Below are 25,851 nucleotides of genomic sequence, written 5' to 3'. Positions count from 1 at the left end.
CGGCCGTTGAACAATAGCGCGCCCGGGTCGGGGGGCCCTAAGCAACCAGCCCCAACCAAGCCTCAGCAAGAACAGAATGCCCAGCAGAACTCGGATGAATACCATCCTCAGCCCAATACTCCGGAGCCTCCCTCCCCAACAGTTCACCGAACATCCGATCCGCCCCCAACAAATGCGCCCCATACTGATCAGCAAGCCCCCGAACAGCCTGAATCTTCAGATCAAGATCCACTCGCCACCCCTTCCGTACTTCCTCATCAATCCGCACCTCCCGGATCCCGTCCGAAAGGTGAAGTGTCTTCTCGACAACACCGCCAACCGGCAGAAGAAACGGCTCGATGAGAATCAACTCCACTTCCCGAGAAGCCAACGGAGCCAGCAGCCGGTCATAACAAGCAGCGAACTCCTCCACCGGAATCACCCGGTCGACGGGATCCAGAGTGTGCCAGCCCATGTCATTGACCCCGACAAGAATCGACACAACATCCGGACGAGCGTCCAGCACATCCGACTCCCACCGAGCCTCCAGATCCCCCACTTTGTCCCCAGCATGCCCAGTGTTCACCCACCGCACCGGCCGATCCGGATGCCGGAAGCACCACTCACCCGCAACCAGCAACGGGTACCCACACCGAGGCTGACCTCCCCGCCGCCAAAGGTCGGTGATCGAATCGCCGGTGAACATCACCGTGCTGCCCGGCTTCAAGATGATCGTCATGACCCCGAGCCTGTCGCCGCCGTCTGGCACCGACCGCACACCCGGCTGACACCGACCTGGCAGCATGATCGGCGACCCCGTCCGGAAAGGCAGCAAGCATGACCGAGCCGACCGATCTGGCCAAGGTCCCCGGCGTGATCCCCTACGTCGACCACCACGACGGGCCGCGGCGGATGCTCACCATCGAGATCCCCCACCTCGGCAGCACCGTGCTCGCGTACGCGCCGATCGCCAGCATCGACGGCCGGCAGTACGTCGTCTCCTGGGGGTCGGTGACCTTCGAGATCCCCGCCGACCGGAACGTGCACGTCAGCGTGCACCTGCACACCAACAGCGGGCGCGACCACACGATCACGCCGTTCGCCTCGATCGTCCTCTCACCCCATCCCGCGCCCCTGCGGCTGCTCAGCCGGTTCGTGCCGGGCCACGGCCCGCAAGGCGCGCTCGTCCCCGTTGGCTGACCGGTGCTCGCGACGCGCTTCCTCTTCCTCACCCGCCACGGCGAAGCGGCCCCGGACGGCACCCTCACCGAAGCCGGGCAACGCCAGGCCGTCCTCCTCGGGCGGCGCCTGCGCGACGTCCCCGTCACCGCCGTCCACCATGGGCCCCTCCCGCGCGCGGCCCACACGGCGCAGCTGATCGCCGGTCAGCTGCCAGGGGTTCCTCTCCACGAGGACAACGCCGCGGGCGACTTCGTGCCGTACCTGCCGATGCGCGAGGAGCTCCCCGAGACGTCCGGCGACCTCCTGCTCGCCTTCGCGCGTCAGCAGCCGCCCGCCGACGAAGAGCTCGCCGCCGAAGCCGAGCGGCGGTTCACCGGGCCGGTGCCGGCCACCGAGCCGCGCTACGACGTCGTCGTCACGCACAACTTCCTCGTCGGCTGGCTCGTGAGCGCCTCGCAGGACGCGCCGAAGTGGCGGTGGCTCGCGCTCAACCACGCCAACGCCGGGCTCACCGTGATCCGCTACTCGCCCGGGCGGCCGGCGGCGCTGCTGACGTACAACGACCTGAGCCACCTGCCCGCCGAACTGCGATGGACCGGCTTTCCGCCCGACTTCTACGTTCCGTAACCGGCAAACGCGGAGCGTCGCCACCGCCAAAAACGGCTCTCGCCCGAATGGCCGAACCTGTCACGATGGCCGGATGAGTCCCGTTCCGTCGCCGACGTCCGTTCGGCTGAGCGACTACCTCGTCGCGGACGCCGTTGTCGATCACCACCACTCCGCCATCCGAGCGCAGGCCGACGCGCTGGCGTCCACGAGTCGCGACACCGTCGAGCGCGCGCGGGCCACCTACCTCTTCGTGCGGGACGAGATCGAGCACGTGATCGACGCCGGTGATCCGCGGGTCACCTGGCGAGCGTCGGACGTGCTCCGCGAGCGGGTCGGGATCTGTCACGCCAAGGCGCACCTGCTGGCCGCTTTACTGCGGGCACAAGGGATTCCGGCCGGGTTCTGCTACCAGGAGCTCTCCGCGCTGCACGGGCTGAACGCCGTGAACCTGCACGGCAAGTGGGCGCGCCTCGACGCGCGCGGCAACCGCACCGGGGCGCGCGGGGAGTTTTCGCTCGACGTCGAACAGCCGGCCTGGCCGGTCGACACCGCGCGCGGCGAACGGGATCTCCCGGAGATCCACCCGGCGCCCGCACCGGTCGTCGTGGATTTCCTGATGCACGCCGAACCCGGCGCCGGCTGGTACGAAAAGAGGCTCCCGGCGACGCTCTGACCATGGTTTTCCGCTATTTTCGGAAAACCTCCCGATGTGGTTAGTTATTGCCGAGAGTGACGTCCGTCCGTCAGCATTGTCCCCCGAATCTCTTATATCGCGCTCCCCGCCAGGCGCGTAAAGTGACTCCCCGCGCTCGAACAGACACTTTATGCACTCGTCCGTTCGGGTGGTTCGAGGGAGGTGAAGCACGTGGCCGCGGATGGCGGGCGCCTCCGACGTACCCCACTGCAGGAGATCTTCTGGACCCGGACGAGCCTGCTGCTCACGGTGCTCGTCGTGGTCGCCGGGCTGAGCCTGTGGCTCGCCGGCCTGATGGACGCCGGCACCGGGAAGAACCTGGTGACGTCCCTGGGCACCGGCACGCTGATCTCCGCGATCGTCGGGTTCGGCACGACCTTGATCACCGCCAGCGCGTCGCAGAAGGCGCTGGTGACCCCGGTGATCGAGGAGAGCAGGCGCGCGCTGGAAGACCTCAGCGCCGAATACCGCGCGCTGAACAAGGAGTTCTTCCCCACCGACGTGTTCGAGGCGACGACCGACCCCGACCCGGCGTTCAACCGCGGGCTGATGGCCGACCTCAACGCGACCCGGCAGTACTTCTTCCGCGGCTTCTCCGCGCGGCACGCCGCCGCCCGCCTGCTGCTCTCCCGCACGGAACGCGAGCTGCGGGCCGTGATCGCCGATCCGCGTGACGCCAACTCGATCAGCGGGCGCGCCCGCTACCTGTTGCGCCGCGAGGCGGGCGACGTCGACTACGAACAGATCCAGACCCGGCTCGACGAAGAGATCCGGATCGGGCTGGTCGGCCTCTTCCTGGCGCGCAGCCGCTGCGCGCAGGTCGACATCACCGTGGTCGCCGACCCGCCGCTGGACCGGCTCGAGCTGTTCGACGACAGCGTGTGGGTGTCGCTCTACAGCGACGTCCGCGGCGCCACGAAGCTGTACCCGCGGTCCCTGCGCTTCACCGAAGGTTCCTTCCTCTACAACATGGAACGCGCCGAGTTTGTGCGCGTTTCGCAGTCCCGGACCGGCCGCCACTTCCGCATCACGTCCGCGACGACGCGGACGGATTTCCTGGCGCTGTTCGAAAAGATCACCGGATCCCCGTTGTCCGAGGAGCAGTTCCGTGAGCTGGAAGGCAAGTTCCACGCCTTCCGCGCGGAGTTCTCCGAAGTCGCCGAGCTAGGGAGCTGACCTTGCTCACCCGTCTGTCCCCCGTCACCGAACTGGCCACGCGCCTGCGCGCGGCCGAGTTCCCCTTGGCCACCGACTGGCGTGCCGTCGACGGCTGGTTCCGGCCGTGGGCCACGCAGTCCGGCCTGCGGGAGGAGCTGCGCACACAGCTCCGCACGCTGTCCGCCGCGCAGGCCGCGAAACTGCTGCGCTCGTCCCGGGAAACGACCACGCACTTCGCCTGGTGCCTGCTCGACTCGCCGGCCGACCCGTTTTCCTTCTGGCTGCACGAATACAAGGCGCAGGAGGACTGGCGGGAGGGGTACGCCGATTCCGTGCACAACCACAGGTACCACTTCTGCACCACCATCCTCCGTGGTGACTACCTCCACGAAAGGTACGAAACGACGGTCGACACCGGCACCGGGCTGATCACGTCCGCCCGGCTGCGGCGCAACACGCTGTGCGGCGCCGGCGCCTGCATCACCATGCTGGCCGACGAGTTCCACCGGATCCCCGAGGCGGCCGCCGGGACGATGACTTTCCTCGTGAAATCACGCCCGGTGAGCAGTTTCAGCCTTTCTTTTGATCCAGCGCGCGGAATCGGTCATCGTCACGTTCCGGTAGAGAGCCGATTGGGGGAATTGGCCGACCGCATCTAGCTACACACCGGCGTCAGCGGCGCTTACCATTACTCCACCCGTCTGAACACCACGGCCGGGATGGGAGAGGTGTATGCGCACGCAGGAAAGCACGATCGACCAGGTGACCCTCGACGCCGTCGAAAACCGGGTGCACCGGCTGTGCCGGCAGTACGCCGAGCGGCTCCAGTTCCACGGCTGGCACCACGTCAGCTTCGTCCGCGCGAAGGCGGCCGGCTTCGCGCGGACGAACGGCGCCGACCCCGCGGTGGTCGAGGTCGCCGCGCTGGTCCACGACGTCAACTACCTGGTGCTCCGCAACTCACCGGCGGCCGCCGGCAGCAGCCTCCGCCACGAGATCCTGGCGGAGTGCGGCGTGCCCGAGGGGGTGGCGCGCTGGATCGACGACATCGTCGACGAAGCCGAGATGGCCACCCGCGGCCGCGACATTTCGCTGGAGGCGCAGGCGCTGAGCGACGCGGACACGCTGTTCAAGGCGCTGCCGGTAACGCCGGTGGTGCTCGCGCACCGGTACCTGCGCGAGAACGGCCTGAGCCTGCGCGAGCTGGCCCACAAGATCGTCGGCGAGCAGTGCGACGTCCACGACGAGGGGTACTACTTCTACAACCCGGAAGCGGCGGCAACGTATTCACGCTGGGCGACGGCGAACCTCCAGCTGTGGCAGTGCATCAAGGAGGCGGTCGACGACCCGACGGTGGTGGAGCTCCTGGACGCGGTCCACGCGGTGGACGCACTGGCGTCGTAGGGGCTTTCCGGATTCTTCCGTGGCGGGCGTGCGGGGGATGGTAAGTATGCGGTGGAATCGGCCTGCCACCGAGGAGTTCGCATGACTGACGGCCCACCGCCCGGACAGAACGTGGAGCCGCCGCAGGGCGAGCCGGTGTCGGCAGCGGGGCCGCCGGTTGGGGAGGCTGGGCCGATGCAAGCAGGTTCGGCCGAGCCGCAGGTCGGCGCAGCCGGGCCGCCTCAACCCGGCACACCGCCGTACCCAAGCACCGCCGCGCAGCCGCCCTACGGCTACCCGAACGCCGCCCCACCGCCCTACGGCTACCAGCAGCCCTGGCCCGGCGGCCCCGCACCAACCGGACCCTCCGGCGGCCCCGGGCTCGGCATCGCCGCCCTAGTCCTCGGCCTGCTCGGCCTCGTCCTGCCGTTCCTGCCCATCGACCTGACCGGCATCCGGGCCTTCGTAGCGTTCCCCTTCGGGCTCGCCGGGCTCGTCCTGGGCATCTTCGGCCTGGTCGGGCGCCGCAGCGGGAAGCCGCTGGCCGGGGTCGGGGTCGGGCTGTCGTTCCTCGCGCTCGTCGTCGGGCTGATCATGGTTGTCAACCAGGTCGGCCCCGCCATGCCTCGCTAACCCTGGCCGTACCCGCGCAGCCGGTCGACGACGTTGGCCAGCTCGGCCGGCGGCAGCAGGCTCGGGCGGCCCGCCCCCTGCGCGAGGAGCCAGACGCAGCAAGCCCACTCGAGCTGCTGCGCGCGGTGGTAGGCGGCTTCGAGGCCGTCGCCGTAGGTCAGGGTGCCGTGGTTGGCCATCAGGCAGCCGCGGCGTCCCTCCAGCGCCTCGAGGACCGCCGCGGCCAGGTCGGGAGTGCCGTACGTCGCGTAGCGCGCGACGCGCACCGACGGGCCGATCGTCGCGAGGATGTAGTGGATCGGCGGGACCTCGCGCACGAGCGTCGACACCGCGGTCGCGTGCGGCGAGTGCGTGTGGACGACGGCGGTGACCGGCTCGCTGTCCGGGTCGCGGACGTCCCAGTAGACCGACAGGTGCACGGGCAGCTCGCTGGTCGGCTTGAGCGCGCCGTCGACCACCGCGCCGCCGAGGTCGACCACCGGGACGTCGGCCGGGTTCATGCTCGAGTACGGCACCCCGGTCGGCGTCACGGCGACCAGCTCGCCGGCCCGCACGGACACGTTGCCGGACGTCCCGACGACCAGGCCGTCACCCACCATCCGGCGCGCGTAGGCGCACACGGCGGCCCGCTCGGTCTCGAGGATCATGCGCGGGTCCCGTCGTCTCGTGGGCGATCAAGCAGCTGATGAGCACACTGCCAGCCACCCACGAGCCACGGCCACCTACCCGCCCGGGGGATTTACGCCTTTCCGGCCGGCGCCTTCCCGGCCGCGGCGGGAGCGGCCGGAGCGGCGGCGGGAGCCGGAGACGGCTTCGCGGCCGCGCCGTTGCCCGCCGCGGGAGCCTCTTCCACCGGCGCGAGCAGCCGCATGGCCTCCTGGACCGCGACGTCGGTCGCCGCGATCCGCTCGGCGACCTTCGACCGCAGGTCCAGCGCCAGCTTCCGGTTCTGGTCCGCCGTCGTCTGCTGGGACCGGGCCGACGCCAGCGCCGCCTCCGTCTCCTGCTTCTTCCGGGCGTTCTCCTCGTCGAAGTCCTTCTTCCGGCGGGCCAGCTCGGCCGCCGCCACCCGGTCCGCCTCGGCGCGGGCCTCGGCCGCCGCCGCTTCGGCCTTCGCGTCCGCTTCCTTCCGGGAGCGCTCCGCCGCCGCGGCCAGCTCGACGCGCTTCGCGCCCGCCGCCGCGTTCAGCTTCTCGATCTCGTTCTTCGCCTCGGACCGCAGGCGGGCGCGTTCCTCTTCCGCGTCCTTCGCCAGCTTGTCCGCCGTGCGGCGGGTCTCGTGCGCGTACTTGTCGGCCTGCTCGCGGGTCGACGCCGCGTCGGCTTCGGCGGCCGCGCGGAGGTCGGCGATCTCCTCCTCGGCCAGCTGCATCATCATCCGGACGCGCTCGGCCATCGCGCCGGCGCCGGACGGGCTCGAGCTCATCCGCGCGAGCGCGGCCTTCGTCTCGGCCAGCTCCTTCTGCGCGTACGAGAGGGCCTTGGTGAGATCCGACGACGTCGCGACGGCTTCGTCGCGGCTGCGGGACGTCTCGCGGAGGTCCTTGTTCAGCTCGGCGAGGCGTTCGTCGACCTGACGCTGGTTGTAGCCGCGGACACCCACGGCGAACTGGGCGGTCTTCGGGGCGGGCTGGCTCTTTTCAGGCGCGACCATCGCGCCACCTTAATGAGCAAGGGGCCGTCCGGACGTACCGCCAAACGGATGCATCACGAATTTGGGAACCCCCGGTGACACATGGCATTCTGACCTCCGTTGACCAGCGGTTGACCGAGGAGGCCACTGTGGACATACGGGCCGTCCTCGCCGACATCGGCGCGCACTGGCACGTCTACGCCACCATGCCGCTCATCGCCGCCCTGATCGGCTATCTCACCAAGCGCGTCGCGATCGAAATGATGTTCCGGCCGCTCGAGTTCACCGGCGTCAGGCCGTTCCTCGGCTGGCAGGGCGTGATCCCGGCGAACTCCCGGCGGATGGCCACCACCGCCGTGGATCTGCTGACGCGCAACCTCGTCGACCCGCAGGAGATCTTCGCTCGCCTCGACCCGGAAGAAATGGTCAAAGAGCTCGAAACACCCCTGCTCAAGGCCGTCGAGGAGGTCACGCGGGAGGTCATGGAGACCTACCAGCCACGGCTGTGGGAGCTGCTGCCGGCACGCGCGCAGCGGCTGCTGCTCGACCAGGTCCGCGCGCAGGCGCCCGAGGTCGTCAAGCGGCTCCTGCGGGAGGTCTCGACCACCATCGACGACGTCCTCGACGTCAACGACATGCTGATCAACGCCATGGTCCGCGACAAGTCGCTGACCTGCCGGCTGATCCGCGAGGTCGCCGCGCCCGAGTTCAAGTTCATCGCGCGGTCGGGGATCTGGTTCGGGTTCGTGATCGGGCTCGTCCAGTTCGTCGCCTGGGCGCTGACCAAGGAGCCGCTGATCATGCCGGTCTTCGGTTTTGTCACGGGCTTCGTCACGGACTGGCTGGCCCTCAAGATGATCTTCTACCCGCGTGAGCCGCGCGGCTTCGGCTTCTTCCGCTGGCAGGGCATGTTCCAGAAACGACGTCAGGAGGTCGCCGCCGACTACGGCGCGCTGATCGCCGACGAGGTCCTGACCGTGCGGAACGTGATGGAGGCCGTGCTCACCGGTCCGCGCGCGGACAAGCTGTTCGCGATGGTCACGCGGGAGGTCCAGCGCACGATCGACGCCCAGGCCAGCATCGCCAAGCCGCTGGTCGCGCTCACCATCGGCGGCAAGCAGTACCAGGAGATGAAGCGCGCGGCCGCCGAGAAGGCCATCGCCTTCCTCCCCGAAACGGTGAAACACGTCGAGAGCTACGCCACCGGCGCGCTCGACGTCCGCAACACGATCGTCGAGAAGATGCGGCAGCTGACGCCGATCGAGTTCGAAGGCATCCTGCGTCCGGCCTTCAAGCAGGACGAATGGAAGCTCATCGCCGTCGGCGCGGTGATCGGCGGGCTGGTGGGTGAACTCCAGGTGTTGCTCCTGCTGCACTGATCACGGGCCGATAGCGTGCGCGGGTGGACTTCAGCTCGCACTGGCAGGTGTACGTCACCATGCCGTTCATCGCCGCGCTGATCGGGTACGTCACCAAGCGCGTCGCCATCGAGATGATGTTCCGGCCCGTCGAGTTCACCGGGATCAGGCCGTTCCTCGGCTGGCAGGGCGTGCTGCCGGCGAACGCCGAGCGCATGGCGGCGACGGCCACCGAGATGCTGACGACGAACCTCGTCGACCCGAAGGAGATCTTCGCCCGGCTCGACCCGGAGCAGGTCGCGAAGGAGATCGAACAGCCGCTGCTGCGGGTCGTCGAGGACGTCACCCGCGACGTCATGGAGACCTACCAGCCGCGGCTGTGGGAGGTGCTGCCGAACGGCGCGCAGCAGCTGCTGCTCAAGCGCGTGCAGGCCGAGGCGCCGAAGGCGATCACCAAGATCATGCGGGAGATCGCCGACAACATCGAGGACGTCCTCGACCTCAAGCACATGGTCGTGACGAACCTGGTGCGCGACAAGGCGCTGCTGAACCGGCTCATCCGCGACATCTCGCGGCCGGAGATGCGGTTCATCGCCCGGTCGGGGATCGGGTTCGGGTTCATCCTCGGCTGTGTGCAGCTGGTCGTGTGGGCGCTGACGAAGTCGCCGATCGTGCTGCCGGTGTTCGGCCTGCTCATCGGCTGGTTCACCGACTGGCTCGCGCTGAAGATGATCTTCCTGCCGCGCGAGCCGCGCCGGTTCTTCGGGCTCTACACCTGGCAGGGCGTCTTCCAGAAGCGCCGCGACGAGGTCGCCGCCGACTACGGCGACATGATCGCGCGCGAGATCATCACCATCCCGAACCTGCTGGAAGCGGTGCTGCGCGGGCCGAAGTCCGACCGGCTGTTCACGATGATCACGCGTGAGGTGCAGAAGACGATCGACGCGCAGGCGAGCGTCGTCAAGCCGTTCGTCGCCATCGCCGTCGGGACGAGGAAGTTCCAGGAGATGAAGCAGACGGCGGCGGCGAAGGCCGCGGAGCGCGTCCCGGAGACGATCCGGTACGCCGAGAACTACGCGATCAACGCCCTCGACGTGCGCAACACGATCGTCGACCGGATGAAGAAGCTGAGCGCGCTGGAGTTCGAGCAGCTGCTGCGCCCGGCGTTCCGGCAGGACGAGTGGAAGCTGATCGCCGTCGGCGCGGTGATCGGCGGGCTCGTGGGTGAGCTGCAGGTGCTCGCGCTGCTCGGGTAGCCGGTACGGTTTCGCTCTCGGGATGAGGAGGTCGGGGTGGACGCTGTCCTGCACGACCTCGCGCTGCACTGGCCGCTGTACGCGGCGATGCCGTTCATCGCGGCGCTGATCGGGTACGTCACCAAGCGCGTCGCCATCGAGATGATGTTCCGGCCGCTGGACTTCGTCGGCATCCCGCCGGTGCTCGGCTGGCAGGGAGTCGTCCCGAAGCACGGCGGGCGGATGGCGGCGGTGGCGACCGAGCTGCTGACGGCGAACCTGCTCGACCTGCGCGAGGTCTTCGGGCGGATCGACCCGGTGATCATCACGAGCGAGCTGGAGCAGCCGCTGCTGCGCGCGGTCGACCACATCGCGCGCGAGGTGCTGGCCGAGCACCACCCGCGGCTGTGGGAGGTCATGCCGACGCTGGCCCAGGAAATGCTGATCAAGCAGGTCCAGGCGTCGGCGCCGCGGCTGGTCCGGGAGTTCCTCGACGACGTCCGCGAGAACCTCGACGAGGTCCTCGACGTCCAGCACATGACGGTCCAGCGCCTGACCCGCGACAAGGCGCTGCTGGTGCGGCTGATCCGCGAGACGTCCCGCCCGGAGATGGCGTTCATCGCGCGGATGGGCATCTACTTCGGCTTCGGGCTGGGGCTCATCCAGACTCTGGTCTGGGCCTTCACGCGCGAGCCGTGGGTGCTCCCGGCGTTCGGCGGTGTGATCGGGCTGTGCACGGACTGGCTGGCGATCAAGCTGATCTTCGTGCCCCGCGAGCCGGTGCGACTGGGCCGCGTGATCTTCCAGGGCAAGTTCCAGCGCCGGCGCGCGGAGGTGGCGCGGCAGTACGGCGAGCTGATCGCGACCGAGGTCCTGACGGTCCAGAACCTGCTCGACGCGGTGTTGCGGGGTCCGCGGGCGGACCGCCTGGCGGCGATGGTGGAGCAGATGGTGTCCACGGCGGTGGACGCGCAGATGCCGCTGGCGTGGACGGTCGGCGGGACGCGCCTGCGGGAGATGAAGCACGCGGCGGCGGTGAAGGCTTTGGCGCAGCTGCCCGATACGGCTCGGTACGCCGAGGGGTATCTGACCGAGGCGATGGACGTCGCGAAGGTGATCGAGCAGCGGATGCTGGCGCTGACGCCGTTGGAGTTCGAGGGGTTGCTGCGGCCGGCTTTCCGGCAGGACGAATGGAAGCTGATCGCCGTGGGTGGGGTGATCGGGTTTGTGGTCGGGGAGCTGCAGGTCCTGCTGATGCTGGGTTAGGCCGCCGCGACGAGGGCCGGTTCCACCGCGCTCACCCGGGTTCGCCGGTCACGCTGCCAGGCGATCACCCGGCAGACCACGTAGATCAAGAACGAAATCGCCGTCACGAAGGCGCTCACGGGCAGGCCCGGCGCCAGCGACAGCACGATCCCCCCGATCGCCGACACCTCCGCGAAGACGATCGACAGCACCGTCGCCTTCCACGGTGACGCCGTCACGCGGGCCGCCGCGGCTGCCGGTGTCACCATCAACGCCACCACCAGCAGCGAGCCGACCACCTTCACGCTCAACGCCGTCGAGACGCCCACCAGCAGCGCGAACACCACCGTCAGCGTCTTCACCGGGACCCCGCGCGCGACCGCGACATTCCGGTCCACCGAAGCGAACAGCAACGGCCGGTAGACGACCGCCAGCACCGCCAGCACCACCACCGACGACACCACGAACAACGTCAGGTTCGTCGAATCGATCGTGATGATCTGCCCGGTCAGGATCCCGAACTTGTTCCCGGACCGTCCTTTGTAGAACGACAGGAACAGCACGCCCATCCCGAGCCCGAAGGACAGGATCACGCCGATCACCGAGTCGCGGTCGGCGTCGCGCGCGCCGAGAATGCCCAGCAGCAGGGCCGCCACCACCGCGCCGATCAGCGCGCCGTACTCGACGCCGATGCCGAGCAGCAACGCCGCCGCGCCGCCGGTGAACGCCAGCTCGGACGTGCCGTGGACCGCGAACGACATGCGCCGCATCACGATCAGTGGGCCCAATACCCCCGCCACCAGGCCGAGGATCAAAGCCGCCAGCAGGGCGGTCTGCACCCCGGAAAGCTCGGTGATCAGCTCCCAGGTCTTGCCGAAGTCGAACAGATCCAAGACTCAGCCCACTTGCTCTTCGACGTCGTGCTCGTGGTGGTGCGGCTCCTCCTCGCACAACGCGCTCTGCGCGCCCGCGATGTGGATCTGCCCGCCCACCTTCAGCACCTCGACGCGGGTTCCGTACAGCTCCGAAAGGGTCTCGGTGGTCATGACCTCGTCCGGCTTGCCGATCCGGAACGAGCCGTTGACCAGGTACAACACCCGGTCGACGAACGGCAGCACCGGGTTGATCTCGTGCGTCACGAACAGCACCGCGGTGCCGGCCGTGCGCCGCCGGGAGTCGATCAGCTCGCTGATCGCGCGTTGGTGCGCGAGGTCCAGGGACAGCAGCGGCTCGTCACACAGCAGCACCTCGGGGTCGCCGACCAGGGCCTGCGCCACCCGCAGCCGCTGCTGCTCGCCGCCGGACAACCGCCCGACCGGCTGCTTCGCGTAGCGGGTCGCGCCCACCGCGTCGATCGCCTCGGAAACCTGACGGCGGCGGGCCGCCATGCCGAACAGGCCCGGGCCCCAGCGGTGGCCGTCGAGACCCAGCCCGACCAGGTCGACCCCGCGCAGCGTGAGCGACTCGTCGATCGCGCGCTGCTGCGGGATGTACCCGACCTTGCGGTTCGCGCCGCCCGGCCGGCCGCCGGCGATCTCGACCGTGCCCGAGGACAGGCCCTGCATGCCGAGCAGCGCCTTCAGCAGTGAGCTCTTGCCGGACCCGTTCGGGCCGAGCACGGCGAGGAACTCCCCCGGCTCGACCACGAGGTCCAGCCCCGACCAGAGGGTGCGGGGGCCGAACGCGAGGCCCGCGCCGCGGACGCGGACCGCGGGGCGTACGTCGTCGGGGACGGAGGTGGCAGGCATGGTTACTTCAACGCTCCTGCCAGCGCGTCCACTTCCCCGGTCATCCAGCCAATGTAGTCCGTCACACCCGCGGGCAGCGTTTCGGTCACGTCCACCACGCCGATCCCGGCGGCCTTCGCCTGGCCGACGACGTCCTGGGTCAGCGGCGTCACCGTCTGCGCGTTGTTGATCAGCGCCTTGACCTGCTTGGTGGTGATGAGCTGCTTGTACTCGTTCACCGCGCCGGCCGGGACGTCCGTGTCGTTCTCGACGGCGTCCGAGAACGCCTTCGGGGTCGCGTCCGTCAGCTTCGCGCTCTGGAGCAGGTAGTGCGCGACCGGCTCGGTGACGACGACCTTCGTGCCCGGGTGCGACGCGCCCAGCTCGCCGAGGCGCTTCTCGAGCGCGTCGACCTTCGCCTTGAACGCGGTCGCGTTGTCGGTGAACGCCTGCTTCGACGCCGGCTGGAGCTCGCCGAGCTGCGCGGCCACCTGGTCGGCGACCTTGTCGACCCCCGGCAGGTCGTACCAGACGTGCTCGTTCTCGTCGCCGGTCGCGGCGATGTCGTAGGCGACGAGCTTCTTCGCGTCGCCGGCTTGGGCGGTGAGCTTGTCGAAGAACTCGTCGTAACCGCCGCCGTTGGACAGCAGCAGCTTCGCGTCCTTCGCCGCCAGGGCGTCGTCCGCGGTGGTTTCGTAGGAGTGCGGGTCGGCCGACGGGTCGTGGATGATCGCCTTGACCTCGACCTTGTCACCGCCGACAGCGCTCACGACGCTGCCCCAGACGTCGGTCGAGGCGACGACCTTGATCTTGCCGTCACCCCCGGACTGCCCACCGCCGTCGGCGCCGGACGTCCCGCCGGAGCACGCGGCCAGGGCGAGGAGGGACAGGGCCGAAGCGGCGGCGAGCACGCGGCGGGAACTCATCGGAGGACTCCTGGAGACGCAAATGGAAACCGTTGTCAGATTCACCTTACCCCATCCGGATGACTTCCTGGCCATCCGACCGGACCTTGGTGTATGCGTCTTCGTGCATGCGGATCGAGACATCGACCACGCGGGGTGTCTCTTCAGGAAAACGTTCTGAACCGTTACGGTTTGCTGATGGGACGTCCTATTCGCACCCGGAGGCAGGCGACGCTGGCGTCGCTCGCGGCGGAGCTCGGTGTGTCCAGGACCACGGTGTCCAACGCCTACAACCGGCCGGACCAGCTTTCCCCGGAACTGCGCCGCCGGGTCCTCGAGACCGCGCGCCGCCTCGGTTACCCCGGACCCGACCCCGTCGCCCGCTCGCTGCGCACCCGCAAGGCCGGCGCCGTCGGGCTGCTGCTCACCGAAAACCTCTCCTACGCCTTCCGCGACCCCGCGGCCGTCGGTGTCCTCGAAGGACTGGCCCTGGCCTGCGAAGACGCCGGTGTCGGCCTCCACCTGGTGCCGGCCAGCCCGGGCCGCGAGGACGTCGCCGCGGTGCACCGCGCGGGCGTCGACGGCTTTGTCGTCTACTCCGTCCCGGACGACGACCCGCACCTGGCCGCCGTGCTGGAGCGGCCGGTGCCGACGGTGATCATCGACCAGCCGAGCATCGAGGGCATCGACCGCGTCGGCCCGGACGACGCCGCCGCCGTCGGCAAGATCGCCGAGCACCTCGTGACGCTGGGCCACCGGCAGGTGGGGGTCATCTGCATGCGGCTGGCCCGCGAGCGCAACGACGACTTCGTGTCGCCGGTGCGCCAGAGCGGCGCGCACTTCCACGTCCAGCGCACCCGGCTCGAAGCCCTCGCCGTGGCGTTCTCCGGCGCCGGCGTCGACTGGGCCGGCGTCCCGGTGGTCGAACGGTTCGACCACACGGTGGACGACGGCGCGTCCGCGGCCCGGCAGCTGCTCGACGCGTATCCGCAGATCACGGCCGTGATCTGCACCTCGGACATCCTCGCGCTCGGCGCCATGGCCGAAGCCGAGCGGCGCGGGCTGCGCGTGCCGCAGGACCTGACCGTCACCGGCTTCGACGGCATCGCCGAAGCCGAGCGGATCGGCCTGACCACGGTCCACCAGCCGGTGCTCGAAAAGGGCAAGACGGCGGGCCGGCTGCTGCTCGGCTCGGCCGAGCGGAGCGCGCCGAAGGTGATCACGCTGCCGACCGAACTGCGCGTCGGCCGGACGTCGGCGCCGCCGCGGACGGTCGAGGAGCCCTGGTTCGGCGGCTGACCACTGGCTTTTGCCGTGACATTGCTCGTAGTGCATTGCCCGCGAGTGTCCCGGCCGGTCAAATGGTGGAGCACGCCCGCGCTGCGGGGCCACTGGCCGGAAGGTGACCGATGACCTCGATCGACGTACTGCTCAAGCGCAACCAGGAGCTGGGCAACGTCACGCCCGGTGACCGCTCGTCGGCCAAGCCGTCGCTGCAGGTGGCCGTCCTGACCTGCATGGACGCCCGGATCCGCGTGTTCGAGCTGTTCGGCCTGCTCCAGGGCGAGTCCCACGTCCTGCGCAACGCCGGCGGCGTCGTCACCGACGACATGATCCGCTCGCTGGCCCTCTCGCAGCGCAAGCTCGGCACCCGCGAGGTGCTGATCGTCCAGCACACCGAGTGCGGCCTCTCGATGGTCACCGAAGACGACTTCAAGGACGAGCTCGAAGAGGCCACCGGCCTGCGCCCGACGTGGGCGGTCGAGGCGTTCCGCAACGTCGAGAACAGCGTCCGGACGTCGGTCGAGCGCGTGCGGCGCAGCGCGTACCTGCCGCACACGGACAACGTCCGGGGGTTCGTGTACGACGTCAAGACCGGAGTGCTGACCGAGGTCCGATGACGCACTGGCGCCTCGGCGACCGCACGGTCAACCGGATCGGCTTCGGGGCCATGCGCCTGCCCCAGACCGGCCGGGCGTTCGCGCCCGACGCCGTCCCGCGCGACCGTGACCAGGCGATCGCCGTGCTGCGGCGCGCGGTCGAGCTGGGCGTCGACCACATCGACACCGCCGCCTTCTACTTCTCGCGGACGCGCTCGGCCAAGGAGCTGATCAGCCGGGCGCTGACGCCGTACCCCGAAGACCTGGTGATCGCCATCAAGGTGAGGCCCCGGCGCGGTCCCGGCGGCGAGTGGCTGCCGATGGCCGAACCCGGCCGGCTGCGCGGCGACGTCGAGGAACACGCCGAGGTGCTCGCGGTCGCGCGGGCGCACCGGGCGAGTGCCGCGCAGGTCCGGCCGGCCTGGACGCTGCACCGCGGCCCGCACGTCCTCGTCATCCCCGGCACTGGCGAACTGCGGCTCACGCCCGGCGAGCTCGACCGGCTCGACGCGGTGCACCGGAGCGAGGCGGAGTCCCCGGCCTGAACGCCGTCGGGTTCAATGGGCGCGTGGCTGTGGACGCTGACGTGCTGCTCGACTGGTTCTCCACGCACGGCCGGGACCTGCCGTGGCGCGAGCCCGAATGCTCGGCGTGGGGTGTCCTCGTCAGCGAAATCATGCTGCAGCAGACCCCGGTGGCTCGGGTGCAGCCGATCTGGCACGAATGGATGACCCGCTGGCCGGTGCCGTCCGCGCTGGCCGCGTCGTCGCAGGGTGAGGTCGTGCGGGCCTGGGGCAAACTGGGCTACCCGCGCCGCGCGCTGCGGCTGCACGAAGCCGCCGGCGTGATCGCGCGGGAGCACGGTGACGTTGTTCCGTCCGATGTGGACACCCTGCTCGCGCTGCCCGGGATCGGGGCCTACACCGCGCGCGCCGTCGCCGCGTTCGCCTACGGGCTTCGCGCGCCCGTCGTCGACACGAACGTGCGGCGGGTCGTCGCGCGGGCGGTGCACGGGGCCGGGGACGCCGGGCCCGCGTCGAACACCCGGGACATGGCCGACGTCGAGGCGCTGCTGCCCGCCGGCGACGCCCCGGCCGCGAAGTTCTCCGCCGCGATCATGGAGCTCGGCGCGCTGGTCTGCACCGCGCGCAGCCCGCGCTGCGCGGACTGCCCGATCTACGACGAATGCGCGTGGCAGCTCGCCGGGAAGCCCGAGTACGCCGGGCCCGCCAAACCGGTCCAGAAGTTCGCCGGCACCGACCGGCAGGTGCGCGGGCTGCTGCTCGACGTCCTGCGCGGCTCCGAGGGGCCCGTCGAGAAGACCCGCCTCGACCTCGTGTGGCACGACAGCGGCCAGCGTGACCGCTGCCTGGACTCCCTGCTGGTCGACGGCCTGCTCGAGCAGACCGCCGGTGGCCTCTTCGCACTGCCGGGCGAACACTGACGCGCTACGACAAAAGTTGGTCAATAGTTGTCAACGGCGCGATGCGGGGTTACCTTTTCCCGATGGTCCACGTTGACCGCCGGACCCTGCTCAAGGCGGGGGTGACCGCCACCGCGGCCGGCGCACTGGGGATGACGACCACGGGCACGGCCTCGGCGGCCGTGCCGACACCGACGATCCACCCGACGTCCGAATGGGGCGCGCGGGCCGCCACCGGCCCGATCGTGGTGGAGAACCACAAGCCGACGTACATCGTCGTGCACCACGCGGTCGACCCGCCGATGAACAACGACTTCTCGCTGGCGCGCGCCTTCTACGTCGCGAAGTTCATCCAGAACCTGCACATGGACAAGAACGGCTGGATCGACAGCGGCCAGCAGTTCACGAACAGCCGCGGCGGGTTCGTCACCGAGGGCAGGCATCGCAGCCTGGAGATCCTGCGCGGCGGCACCCAGCACGTTCAGGGCGCGAACGTCGGCAACCACAACAGCGAGGTCATCGGCATCGAGAACGAGGGCCTCTACAGCACGGTCGACGTGCCGCAGGCGCTCTGGGACTCGCTGGTGAACCTGGTCGCCTACATCGCGCACCAGTACGGCATCAGCCCCGAGTTCATCAAGGGCCACCGCGACTTCAACACGACCGAGTGCCCCGGCACGGTGCTCTACAACCGGCTGCCGGAGCTGCGGACGGCGGTGGGCCGCGTCCTCGGCGTCACGGTCGCGCGCGCCGAGGCGGAGTGGCCGCTGCTGAAGCCGGGTGACACGGGCCGTCAGGTGCAGCAGGCCCAGCGGTTCCTGCGCGCGTCCGGGTTCGGCGTGCCGACCGACGGCGTCTTCGGTCAGTCCACAAAGGACGCCGTGGCCGCGTTGACGGTTCAGGCCGGGCTGCCGCGCGACACGTGCACCGCGGCGAAGGCGGCCGACGAAACCGGCTTCCTCGGCTCGGACGTCTGGCCGCTGATCGTCCCGGCGGACCGCTCCACCGCGGCTTGGCGCGCCGACCTCGCTAGCGCTTGAGGACCTGGCTCAGGAAGGCTTCGACGGCGCCTCGGTAGGTCTCCGGGGCCTCGTCGTGGGGCAGGTGGGCCGAGCCCGGGACGACCAGGTGCTTCGCACCCGGAACCCGAGACGCGACGGCCGCCTGCTGCCCCGGCGGCATGGCCGTGTGCTCCCCCTCGACCAGCAGCAGCGGGCAGCCGATCTTGTCCACAGTGGACCAGTAGTCGACGCGGCCCCACTCGGCGGCGATGACGTAGAGGTCCTCCAGGTCCGCGACCAGGTGAAACCCGTCGGCACGCTCCTCGACGCAGTCCGCGAAGTACGCACCCGCGTCCCCGAAGAACTCGCGGACGTGCTCGAGCGACTCGAACGGCACCGGCCAGCTCTCGAAGTACCCGCGCCACGTCTCGACGGTCCGCCCGCGCTGGTCCGGCGCGAAGTCCTCGGACACGACCGCGCGCACCAGCTCCGGGTACCGCGCGGCCGTCGCCCACGCGTGCAGGCCGCCCATCGAATGCCCGATCAGCACGGCCGGGCCGGCGTCGAGGGTGCGCAGCGCGTCGGCGACGTCTTCGGCGAACCGCTCGGTCGTCCACGGCCCGACCCGCGGCGCGCTGCCGTGGCCGCGCGCGTCGAGCCCGTACACCGCGCCGTAGGGCCGGAGCCACTCCGCGACCCGCCACCACGTCCGCGCCCGGCCCATCAGGCCGTGGAGCAGAACGATCGGCACACCGCTGCCGCCGAAACAGAGCACGCGGCCACCTAACCACAAAATGCCTGGTGCGGAACGTGACCGAACGGTCGCGCTCCATCACCTATGGTGGGGTGCATGCGCCGCCGACTCGCCGCCCTCGCCGTCTGCGCCGCGGTGGTCGTCGCCGCGGCGTGCACCGGTGACGCCGTCTCCGGCGCGCCCCAGCCGCCGCCGTTGCACCCCATGCCGGGCGCGGCCGGCGCCGGTGATCCGTATTACCCGGACGACGGCAACGGCGGTTACGACGCGCTGAACTACGACGTCGACGCCACCTACGACCCGCCGAGCGGCCACCTCGACGGCGACACGACCGTCACCGCGAAGGCCACCCAGGACCTGAGCCGGTTCGACCTCGACCTGCGCGGGCTCGACGTCCACAGCGTCGAGGTCGACGGGCAGCCGGCCCGCTTCACCCGCGAGAAGGCGTTCGAACTGGTCGTCACGCCGCCCGCGCCGATCCGCGCCGGGACGACGTTCCACACCCGCGTCCGGTACGGCGGCGACCCGGCGAAGACGTCCCACGAGGGCGGCAGCGAGAACGGCTGGCAGCACTCGGCCGACGGCGGCGCGTACATGGTCGGCGAGCCGCACTCGGCGGCGTTCTGGTACCCCGTGAACGAAACCCCGCGCGACAAGGCGTCCTTCACGCTCACCGCGCACGTCCCGGCCGGCTGGACGGTGGTCTCGAACGGCCGCGAGGGCCCGCCGGGGACGTGGACCGAGCCGAACCCGGTGGCGAGCTACCTGACGACCATCGCGATCGGCAAGTTCAGTGTCGACAGGTCGACACTGCCGGGCGGCACCCCGGTCGTGAACGCGTACGCGCCGGGCACCGAGGACCGCCGCGCGATCGGCGACCGCCTGCCGGAGGTGCTCGGCTTCCTGAGCGGCAAGTTCGGGCCGTACCCGCAGTCGGCGGCCGGCGGGATCTTCCTGAACGAAGACGTCCACTTCTCGCTGGAGACGCAGACGCGGCCGACGTACGCGAAGTGGGCCGACCTGCCGACGGTGGTCCACGAGACCGCCCACCAGTGGTTCGGCGACTCGGTGTCGCTGAAGAACTGGTCGGACATCTGCCTGAACGAGTGTTTCGCGTCGTACGCGCAGTGGCTGTGGGCCGAGCGTGAGGGCCAGAGCCTGGACGACCGCTACCGCGCGGCGATCGAGATCACCCGCGGCAGCACGGACTTCTGGTCGCAGAAGCTGGTCGGCATGGGCCAGGGCCACGAGTTCGAGGGGGTGTACAACAAGGGCATCCTGGCCCTGCACGCACTGCGCCGCGAGATCGGCGACCCGGCGTTCGACCGCCTCCTGCACGAGTGGCCGGCCCGCTTCCGCCACGGCAACGCGACCTGGACCGACTTCGAAGCGACGGCGACCCAGGTCAGCGGCCGCAACCTGCGGCCGTTCTTCGACGCGTGGTTCCGCGGGACGAAGCTCCCCGCGGACGCCGACCTCTTCCCCGGCTCACTGCGCAGCTGAGCTGCCGAGCAACGACCGCGTCAACGCGCTGTGCGCGTCCTGCATCTCCCGCAGTGCCGTCGTCAGCTCCGCGTCGCCCACCACGACGTCCTCCTCCGGGCGCGCGGCCAGTGCGAGCAGCGACGCCCGCCGCAGCAGCTCCTTCGCGAACGACGCCGTCACCCCCTCGGTCGCCGCCACCACCGGGCCCAGATCCGCGGTCAGCTTCAGCCCTCGCGAGTACAGCCGGAGCAGCGCCTCGCGGCCGGCCGCGTCCGGCAACGGGATCTCCACCGCGAGATCCACCCGGCCCGGGCGGTCGGCCAGCGCCTTCTCCAGCTCGCTCGCGCGGTTGGTCGTCAGCAGGAAGGTCACGTCCGCGTCGCCGCCCACGCCGTCCATCGCGTCGAGCAGGGTGAACAGCAGGGGCTGGACCATCGGCCCGTAGCTGCGGTCCTGCGCGATCAGGTCGACGTCCTCCAGCACGACCACGCTCGGCTGCAGCCGCCGCGCCAGCTCCGCGGCCTTGCCGATGAACTTCATCGCTGTGCCGGTCAGGATGATCACCGTGGTGTCCGGCAGGCGGCCCATCAGGTAGCGGACCGTGTGCGTCTTGCCGGTGCCGGGCAGGCCGTGCAGCAGCAGCCCGCGCTTGAGGTGCTGCCCCGCCGCCAGCAGCCGCTCGCCGTGTTCGGCGATGCCGACCGTGTGCCGCTCGATCGCGTCGAGCACGCCGTCCGGCAGCACCACCTCCTCGCCGGTCAGCGCCGGCCGCGGGAGGAACGTGAGCAGCTCGTTGCCGCGGTGCTCGCTGGTGCCGAAGGCCACCACCTGCCCGCGCAGGAGGTCGTGCTCGGCCATCAGCCGCTCGACGCGGTCGCGCACTTCGGTGGCGGTCACCCGCGACGTCGCGAGGACCTCCAGCCGGCACTGCTCGAGCCCCCACTGCACGTTCGAACCGCGGATGGCGAGCAGCACCGGCTCACCACCCGGGGCGCTCGTGCCGACGAGCCCGAGCTGCACCGCCTCGGTCGCCTGGTCCGGGCCGATCGCCGTCGTGGCGAAGTCCACCGCGCCGAGCTCGTACGTGCCCCGCATCCGCGCGGTCACGAGCATCCCGATCAGGTCCTCGTGGCTGCGCTGGCCGCCGGCGATCCCGAACCAGTCCACGAGCGTGCCGTGCTCGGCCAGGTAGGCGTCGACCCCGCGCTGGATGTTGGCGTGCTCCCACATCGGCCAGGACCGGGTCACGACCACCACCTCCGGCAGCTGCGCCCCCAGGTGGCCGGTCACGCGTTCGATGAGTTCGCCGGCCCGGCCGTCGCCGACCTCGTCGGCCGTGGCGCGCACGATCCGGGCGATGTCGGTGGCGATGTCGCGCTCGATGCTCCCCATGCCTTCCACAGTGGCACTGATCACACCGCGGGGCCAACTAGTCTGGAGGCCATGAGTGTCGTGAAGATCAACGCGATCGAGGTTCCCGAAGGCGCCGGCCCCGAGCTGGAGAAGCGGTTCGCCGCGCGGATGCACGCCGTCGACCAGCAGCCCGGTTTCCTCGGCTTCGAGCTGCTGCGCCCGGTCTCCGGCGAGACGCGCTACTTCGTCTACACGAAGTGGGAGACCGAAGAGGCGTACCAGGCCTGGGCGACGGGCGGCCCGGCCGCGGCGGCGCACTCGGGCGAGCGGGCCAAGCCCGTGTCGACCGGGGCGAATCTCCTGGAGTTCGAGGTCGTCCTCGGCTCGCAGCCGGGTGAGTGACGCTCTCGAGCGCGCGACGAAGCTCCTGGACGGCGCCGGCGCACTGCTGATCTGCGCCGGCGCCGGCATGGGCGTCGACTCGGGACTGCCGGACTTCCGCGGCGGCGAAGGGTTTTGGCGCGCGTATCCGCCGTACGCCCGGCTCGGGCTGCAGTTCGAGGAGCTCGCCGACCCGCGCCACTTCGCCGACGACCCCGAGCTGGCCTGGGGTTTCTACGGTCATCGGCTGTCGCTGTACCGCAAGACCGTGCCACACGAGGGTTTCCGGCTCCTGCTCGCGCTGGGCGCACGCCTGCCCGGCGGCACGGGCGTGTTCACGTCCAATGTGGACGGCCAGTTCCAGACGGCGGGCTTCGGGCTCGTCTCCGAGGTGCACGGCTCGATCCACCACCTGCAGTGCCTCGCGGGGTGCACCCGCGCGATCTGGCCCGCCGACGTCGAGGTGGCGATCGACGAAGAGACGATGCGCGCGGTGCCACCGCTGCCGTCGTGCCCCCGCTGCGGCGGCCTGGCCCGCCCCAACATCCTGATGTTCGGCGACGACTCGTGGGTCCCCGACCGCGGCCAGGCCCAGCTCGGCGAGCTGACAGCGTGGCGACGCGGGGTGCGCGACCTGGTGGTGGTCGAGCTGGGCGCGGGCCAGGCGATCCCGACGGTCCGCCGCTACGCGGAACTGGCCAGCGCGGCGACGGGTGCGTTGATCCGGATCAACCCGCGGGAGCCGGAGATCCGCCACAACCGAGGTGTTTCGATCGCGGCCGGCGCACTGGAGACACTCACCGCCCTCCTCGGCTAAGGCAGCTGCACCTCCGCGAACACCGCCCGATGATCACTGTCCGCAACCCCGAACACCCGGTAGTCCCGCACCGCCGCGCGGTTGTCCACCACGACGTGGTCGATCGTCACCACCGGCGATGACGACGGCCACGTCGGCGTCAACCCAGAGCCGCGTGCCTCCGCCGCGTCGTTGTAGCCGCGGGAAAGCACCGTCCGGAACGCCGCGTGGTCGAGCGTCGCGTTGAAGTCGCCTGCCAAGATGCGCAGGCCGTGCTCGCCCGATGCGCGGGACAGGTCCTTCATCTCGCGCTCCCACTGCGGGGTGTCGACGTCCGGGGAAATCGGGTGGACCGCGACGATCTCGGCCACCACGCCGTCGCCGAGGTCGATCTGGGCACCCGGCTGCTTGGCCGCCGAATCACCCGTCAGGTTGACCTCCTTGAGCGGGAAGCGCGACACGATCCCCGAGCCGAACGCGCCGGGCGCCGGGTGCAGGACGCGGTACGGGAGCGTCTCGAACAGCCCGGCCGCGGTCAGCCCGTCGACCACGCGCGGGGTCATCTCGACCAGGTTGAGCACGTCGATCTTCTGCGACCGCACCAGGTCGACCACGGCCTTCGGGTCCGCCTGGCCGTAGAGGAGGTTCGACGCGAGCACGCGCAACGTCTTGCCGTGCACCTCGCGCTGGTCACTCGCCGAAAGCCGCGGGACCACCAGCACGGCCAGCGCGACCGCCAGCACCAGCGCCACCCCGCCGACCCACCAGCGCCGCAGCGCCAGGGCCAGCCCGCCGAGCACCACCCCCGCGGCCGCCGCGTACGGCGTCAGCGCCAGCGCGACGAGGGTGTACCAGTCGCCGTCGTAGCCGATCAGGCGCAGCGCGGTGACCCCCGCCAGCGGCACCACCGGAATCACCAGCAGGGCCGTGACCAGCGGGTTCTTCCGCCGGACGCGCGTCTCTTCCACAACGGTCATGTGCCGAGTATGCCGATCCGCCCGCCGCCCGGCCCGGGTGCCGGCCACTCCTCCACAAGATCTCCACCAGCGGCTGCCAGCCCGTGCCAGCGCGCTGTGCGTGCGCTGCCAGCGGCCCCCGCCAAAGTGAGGCTCGACAGCGACAGCGAAGGAGGAACGCCCATGTCGCACGCGATCCAGGCCGAGGGCCTGGTCAAACACTTCGGGGACACCAAGGCGCTCGACGGGGTGGACCTCGAGGTCCCGTTCGGGCAGGTCGTGGGGGTGCTCGGGCCGAACGGCGCGGGCAAGACGACCGCCGTCCGCATCCTGGCGACGCTGATGAAACCGGACGCCGGGAGAGCCACCGTCGGCGGCTTCGACGTCGTCACCGACCCGGTGCGGGTCCGCAGCCTGATCGGGCTGACCGGGCAGTACGCGTCGGTCGACGAGGACCTCAACGGCATCGAGAACCTGATGCTCATCGGCCGGCTCTACGGCCTGCCCCGCGCCCAGGCCCGGACGCGGGCCACCGAGCTGATCGACCGGTTCGAGCTGACCGCCGCGGCGAAGCGGCCGATCCGGACGTACTCCGGCGGCATGCGGCGCCGGATCGACCTGGCCGCCAGCCTGGTCGGCGGGCCCGAGGTCCTCTACCTCGACGAGCCGACCACCGGGCTCGACCCGCACGCCCGCAACGAGGTCTGGGAGGTCGTCCGCGGCCTGGTCGCCGACGGCGCGACGGTGCTGCTCACCACGCAGTACCTCGAAGAGGCGGACCAGCTCGCCGACAAGATCACCGTGTTCGACCACGGCCGGGTCGTCGCCGACGGCCGGGCCGACGAGCTCAAGCGCCGCGTCGGCGGGCAGACGCTGCAGGTGCGGCCGACACAACTGTCCGACATGGACGCCGTCAACCGGATCCTCGGTGACCTCTCCGGCGTCCGGCCGACCCGCGACGACGCGACCGGGCTGCTCACCGCGCCGGTCGGCGACCCGGTGCTGCTGTCCACTTTGGTCCGCAAGCTCGACGAAGCCGGGATCACCGCGGACGAGCTCGCGCTGCGGCTGCCCAGCCTCGACGAGGTGTTCCTCGCCCTGACCGGGCACGCCGCCGAAGCGTCCACCGACGACACCCGAGACCTCGAAGGGAGCCTGGCATGACCACGCTGGCGCTCGACCGCCCGGCCCCGCCGCGGCACATCAGCCCCGCCAAGGGCTTCCAGCACGCGCTTTCGCTGGCCTGGCGCGGCATCCTGAAGATCCGCAAGAACCCGGAGCAGCTGGCCGACGTCACGCTGATGCCGATCATCTTCCTGGTCATGTTCGTCTACCTGTTCGGCGGCGCGCTGTCCGGGTCGACCGACGCGTACCTCCAGATGGTCGTGCCGGGCATCATGGTGATGAACATCCTGCAGGCGTGCCTCACCGTCGGCACGAACCTCAACACCGACATCACCAAGGGCGTGTTCGACCGGTTCCGCAGCATGCCGATCGCCCGCTCGGCGCCCCTGATCGGGGCGGTGCTCGCGGACATCGTGCGCTACATCGTCTGCCTGGTGGTGCTGATGGTCGTCGCGACGATCATGGGCTACCGGATCGCGACCAGCCCCGGTGAGTTCGCGGTGGCGATCCTGCTGGCGCTGGCGTTCGGCCTCTGCTTCTGCTGGGGCTCGGTGTTCGTCGGCATGCTGATGAAGTCGCCGGGCTCGGCGCAGGCGCTGATGTTCGTCTTCATCATGCCGCTCACCTTCGGCAGCAACGTCTTCGTCAGCACGGCCACCATGCCCGGCTGGCTGCGGGCGTGGGCCGACATCAGCCCGGTGAGCCTGATGGCGAACGCGTTGCGCGGCCTGATGAACGGCGGCGCCGTCGCCGGTCCGCTGGCCGGTGCGCTCGCCTGGATGGCCGGCGCGGTGATCGTGTTCTTCCCGCTGGCCACCTGGGCCTACCGCCGGCGGGTGTGAGGCGCGGGGGCACGGGGGTGTCCCGCGCCAGGGGAGGTCGTGGGGGGTTTGGGGGGGGGGGAACACACCCAAAACCCCAGACCAAGCGCAGGAGAGGGTCTCCACCCACCCCCG

29 protein-coding genes are annotated in these 25,851 nt (G+C 70.3%); 20 read left to right on the top strand and 9 right to left on the bottom strand.

Annotated elements, in window-relative coordinates:
- Positions 1–37 precede the first annotated feature (37 nt).
- Positions 38–718, bottom strand: a complete 681-nt coding sequence (locus tag ACZ63E_RS04300; protein ID WP_465334171.1) for an SGNH/GDSL hydrolase family protein — start codon at positions 716–718, stop codon at positions 38–40.
- 98 nt (positions 719–816) lie between these two features.
- Between ACZ63E_RS04300 and ACZ63E_RS04295 the strand changes: the two genes are divergently transcribed.
- From ACZ63E_RS04295 to ACZ63E_RS04265, 7 genes are all read left to right on the top strand, one after another.
- On the top strand, positions 817–1,179 hold the full coding sequence (locus ACZ63E_RS04295; RefSeq protein ID WP_465301406.1) for a hypothetical protein: 363 nt from the start codon (positions 817–819) through the stop codon (positions 1,177–1,179).
- Between the two features lie 3 nt (positions 1,180–1,182).
- Positions 1,183–1,788, top strand: coding sequence for a histidine phosphatase family protein (locus ACZ63E_RS04290; protein ID WP_465301404.1), 606 nt, complete (start codon positions 1,183–1,185; stop codon positions 1,786–1,788).
- A 73-nt stretch (positions 1,789–1,861) separates the two neighbouring features.
- Positions 1,862–2,443 carry a transglutaminase-like domain-containing protein gene (locus ACZ63E_RS04285; RefSeq protein ID WP_465334170.1) on the top strand — a complete coding sequence of 194 codons (582 nt, stop codon included), beginning with the start codon at positions 1,862–1,864 and terminating at the stop codon, positions 2,441–2,443.
- 183 nt (positions 2,444–2,626) lie between these two features.
- Positions 2,627–3,640, top strand: coding sequence for a hypothetical protein (locus tag ACZ63E_RS04280; protein WP_465334168.1), 1,014 nt, complete (start codon positions 2,627–2,629; stop codon positions 3,638–3,640).
- Positions 3,641–3,642: 2 nt separating this feature from the next.
- The gene (locus ACZ63E_RS04275) at positions 3,643–4,281 is read left to right on the top strand and encodes a hypothetical protein (protein ID WP_465334167.1); all 639 of its coding nucleotides are present in this window, start codon (positions 3,643–3,645) and stop codon (positions 4,279–4,281) included.
- 73 nt (positions 4,282–4,354) lie between these two features.
- Positions 4,355–5,026 carry an HD domain-containing protein gene (locus ACZ63E_RS04270; protein ID WP_465334166.1) on the top strand — a complete coding sequence of 224 codons (672 nt, stop codon included), beginning with the start codon at positions 4,355–4,357 and terminating at the stop codon, positions 5,024–5,026.
- Positions 5,027–5,200: 174 nt separating this feature from the next.
- Complete coding sequence (locus ACZ63E_RS04265) at positions 5,201–5,638, top strand: hypothetical protein (RefSeq protein ID WP_465334164.1); 438 nt, start codon at positions 5,201–5,203, stop codon at positions 5,636–5,638.
- Here the strand turns inward: ACZ63E_RS04265 and ACZ63E_RS04260 are convergent.
- On the bottom strand, positions 5,635–6,285 hold the full coding sequence (locus ACZ63E_RS04260; protein ID WP_465334162.1) for a class II aldolase/adducin family protein: 651 nt from the start codon (positions 6,283–6,285) through the stop codon (positions 5,635–5,637). The genes ACZ63E_RS04265 and ACZ63E_RS04260 overlap by 4 nt on opposite strands.
- Before the next feature lie 92 nt (positions 6,286–6,377).
- A complete protein-coding gene (locus ACZ63E_RS04255) occupies positions 6,378–7,292 on the bottom strand; it encodes a coiled-coil domain-containing protein (RefSeq protein WP_465334161.1) in 915 nt (304 codons plus the stop codon).
- A gap of 128 nt (positions 7,293–7,420) precedes the next feature.
- Here ACZ63E_RS04255 and ACZ63E_RS04250 point away from each other — a divergent pair, with 128 nt between their 5' ends.
- Genes ACZ63E_RS04250 through ACZ63E_RS04240 form a run of 3 tightly spaced genes read left to right on the top strand, consistent with a single transcriptional unit; the run spans position 7,421 to position 11,130 of the window.
- A complete protein-coding gene (locus ACZ63E_RS04250) occupies positions 7,421–8,650 on the top strand; it encodes a DUF445 family protein (RefSeq protein WP_465334159.1) in 1,230 nt (409 codons plus the stop codon).
- A 59-nt stretch (positions 8,651–8,709) separates the two neighbouring features.
- Complete coding sequence (locus tag ACZ63E_RS04245; RefSeq protein ID WP_465302728.1) at positions 8,710–9,885, top strand: DUF445 domain-containing protein; 1,176 nt, start codon at positions 8,710–8,712, stop codon at positions 9,883–9,885.
- 36 nt (positions 9,886–9,921) lie between these two features.
- Positions 9,922–11,130, top strand: coding sequence for a DUF445 domain-containing protein (locus tag ACZ63E_RS04240; RefSeq protein WP_465334157.1), 1,209 nt, complete (start codon positions 9,922–9,924; stop codon positions 11,128–11,130).
- On the opposite strand, the gene ACZ63E_RS04235 is transcribed toward ACZ63E_RS04240, so the two are convergent.
- The 3 genes from ACZ63E_RS04235 to ACZ63E_RS04225 are packed head-to-tail and all read right to left on the bottom strand — an operon-like array spanning position 11,127 to position 13,762.
- Entirely contained in the window at positions 11,127–12,002 is an 876-nt protein-coding gene (locus ACZ63E_RS04235) for a metal ABC transporter permease (RefSeq protein ID WP_465334155.1), read from the bottom strand. The two genes, ACZ63E_RS04240 and ACZ63E_RS04235, sit on opposite strands and share 4 nt — an antisense overlap.
- A gap of 3 nt (positions 12,003–12,005) precedes the next feature.
- Complete coding sequence (locus ACZ63E_RS04230) at positions 12,006–12,857, bottom strand: metal ABC transporter ATP-binding protein (protein WP_465301385.1); 852 nt, start codon at positions 12,855–12,857, stop codon at positions 12,006–12,008.
- Positions 12,858–12,859: 2 nt separating this feature from the next.
- Positions 12,860–13,762 (bottom strand): metal ABC transporter solute-binding protein, Zn/Mn family, encoded by a 903-nt coding sequence (locus ACZ63E_RS04225; protein ID WP_465334153.1) that lies wholly within the window; start codon positions 13,760–13,762, stop codon positions 12,860–12,862.
- Between the two features lie 177 nt (positions 13,763–13,939).
- Here ACZ63E_RS04225 and ACZ63E_RS04220 point away from each other — a divergent pair, with 177 nt between their 5' ends.
- The 5 genes from ACZ63E_RS04220 to ACZ63E_RS04200 all read left to right on the top strand — a co-directional run bounded on the left by ACZ63E_RS04220 (position 13,940) and on the right by ACZ63E_RS04200 (position 18,084).
- A complete protein-coding gene (locus tag ACZ63E_RS04220) occupies positions 13,940–15,040 on the top strand; it encodes a LacI family DNA-binding transcriptional regulator (protein ID WP_465334151.1) in 1,101 nt (366 codons plus the stop codon).
- 110 nt (positions 15,041–15,150) lie between these two features.
- Complete coding sequence (locus ACZ63E_RS04215) at positions 15,151–15,642, top strand: beta-class carbonic anhydrase (RefSeq protein ID WP_465334149.1); 492 nt, start codon at positions 15,151–15,153, stop codon at positions 15,640–15,642.
- The gene (locus ACZ63E_RS04210) at positions 15,639–16,166 is read left to right on the top strand and encodes an aldo/keto reductase (RefSeq protein WP_465334147.1); all 528 of its coding nucleotides are present in this window, start codon (positions 15,639–15,641) and stop codon (positions 16,164–16,166) included. Before ACZ63E_RS04215 ends, ACZ63E_RS04210 begins: the two co-directional genes overlap by 4 nt.
- A gap of 23 nt (positions 16,167–16,189) precedes the next feature.
- Positions 16,190–17,065, top strand: a complete 876-nt coding sequence (locus ACZ63E_RS04205) for an HhH-GPD family protein (RefSeq protein ID WP_465334145.1) — start codon at positions 16,190–16,192, stop codon at positions 17,063–17,065.
- 62 nt (positions 17,066–17,127) lie between these two features.
- Positions 17,128–18,084 (top strand): peptidoglycan recognition protein family protein, encoded by a 957-nt coding sequence (locus tag ACZ63E_RS04200; RefSeq protein ID WP_465334143.1) that lies wholly within the window; start codon positions 17,128–17,130, stop codon positions 18,082–18,084.
- Here the strand turns inward: ACZ63E_RS04200 and ACZ63E_RS04195 are convergent.
- Positions 18,074–18,820: an alpha/beta fold hydrolase gene (locus tag ACZ63E_RS04195; RefSeq protein WP_465334141.1), complete on the bottom strand. Its 747-nt coding sequence runs from the start codon at positions 18,818–18,820 to the stop codon at positions 18,074–18,076. The two genes, ACZ63E_RS04200 and ACZ63E_RS04195, sit on opposite strands and share 11 nt — an antisense overlap.
- A gap of 75 nt (positions 18,821–18,895) precedes the next feature.
- On the opposite strand from ACZ63E_RS04195, the gene ACZ63E_RS04190 reads away from it, so the two are divergent.
- Positions 18,896–20,302, top strand: a complete 1,407-nt coding sequence (locus ACZ63E_RS04190; RefSeq protein ID WP_465334139.1) for a M1 family metallopeptidase — start codon at positions 18,896–18,898, stop codon at positions 20,300–20,302.
- On the opposite strand, the gene ACZ63E_RS04185 is transcribed toward ACZ63E_RS04190, so the two are convergent.
- Complete coding sequence (locus tag ACZ63E_RS04185; protein WP_465334137.1) at positions 20,288–21,676, bottom strand: AAA family ATPase; 1,389 nt, start codon at positions 21,674–21,676, stop codon at positions 20,288–20,290. The two genes, ACZ63E_RS04190 and ACZ63E_RS04185, sit on opposite strands and share 15 nt — an antisense overlap.
- 51 nt (positions 21,677–21,727) lie before the next feature.
- Between ACZ63E_RS04185 and ACZ63E_RS04180 the strand changes: the two genes are divergently transcribed.
- Both ACZ63E_RS04180 and ACZ63E_RS04175 read left to right on the top strand, forming a co-directional pair.
- Entirely contained in the window at positions 21,728–22,039 is a 312-nt protein-coding gene (locus tag ACZ63E_RS04180; protein WP_465301367.1) for an antibiotic biosynthesis monooxygenase family protein, read from the top strand.
- The gene (locus tag ACZ63E_RS04175; RefSeq protein ID WP_465334135.1) at positions 22,032–22,835 is read left to right on the top strand and encodes an SIR2 family NAD-dependent protein deacylase; all 804 of its coding nucleotides are present in this window, start codon (positions 22,032–22,034) and stop codon (positions 22,833–22,835) included. Before ACZ63E_RS04180 ends, ACZ63E_RS04175 begins: the two co-directional genes overlap by 8 nt.
- On the opposite strand, the gene ACZ63E_RS04170 is transcribed toward ACZ63E_RS04175, so the two are convergent.
- Entirely contained in the window at positions 22,832–23,791 is a 960-nt protein-coding gene (locus tag ACZ63E_RS04170; protein WP_465334133.1) for an endonuclease/exonuclease/phosphatase family protein, read from the bottom strand. The genes ACZ63E_RS04175 and ACZ63E_RS04170 overlap by 4 nt on opposite strands.
- A gap of 162 nt (positions 23,792–23,953) precedes the next feature.
- On the opposite strand from ACZ63E_RS04170, the gene ACZ63E_RS04165 reads away from it, so the two are divergent.
- Both ACZ63E_RS04165 and ACZ63E_RS04160 read left to right on the top strand, forming a co-directional pair.
- Positions 23,954–24,934, top strand: coding sequence for an ATP-binding cassette domain-containing protein (locus ACZ63E_RS04165; RefSeq protein WP_465301359.1), 981 nt, complete (start codon positions 23,954–23,956; stop codon positions 24,932–24,934).
- The gene (locus ACZ63E_RS04160) at positions 24,931–25,737 is read left to right on the top strand and encodes an ABC transporter permease (protein WP_465301357.1); all 807 of its coding nucleotides are present in this window, start codon (positions 24,931–24,933) and stop codon (positions 25,735–25,737) included. Before ACZ63E_RS04165 ends, ACZ63E_RS04160 begins: the two co-directional genes overlap by 4 nt.
- Positions 25,738–25,851: the final 114 nt, after the last annotated feature.

It is taken from the genome of Amycolatopsis sp. NPDC104819 (genome assembly GCF_055583145.1).
Note: the sequence above shows the minus strand (reverse complement) of the source record. Positions and strands in the feature narration are given on the sequence as shown.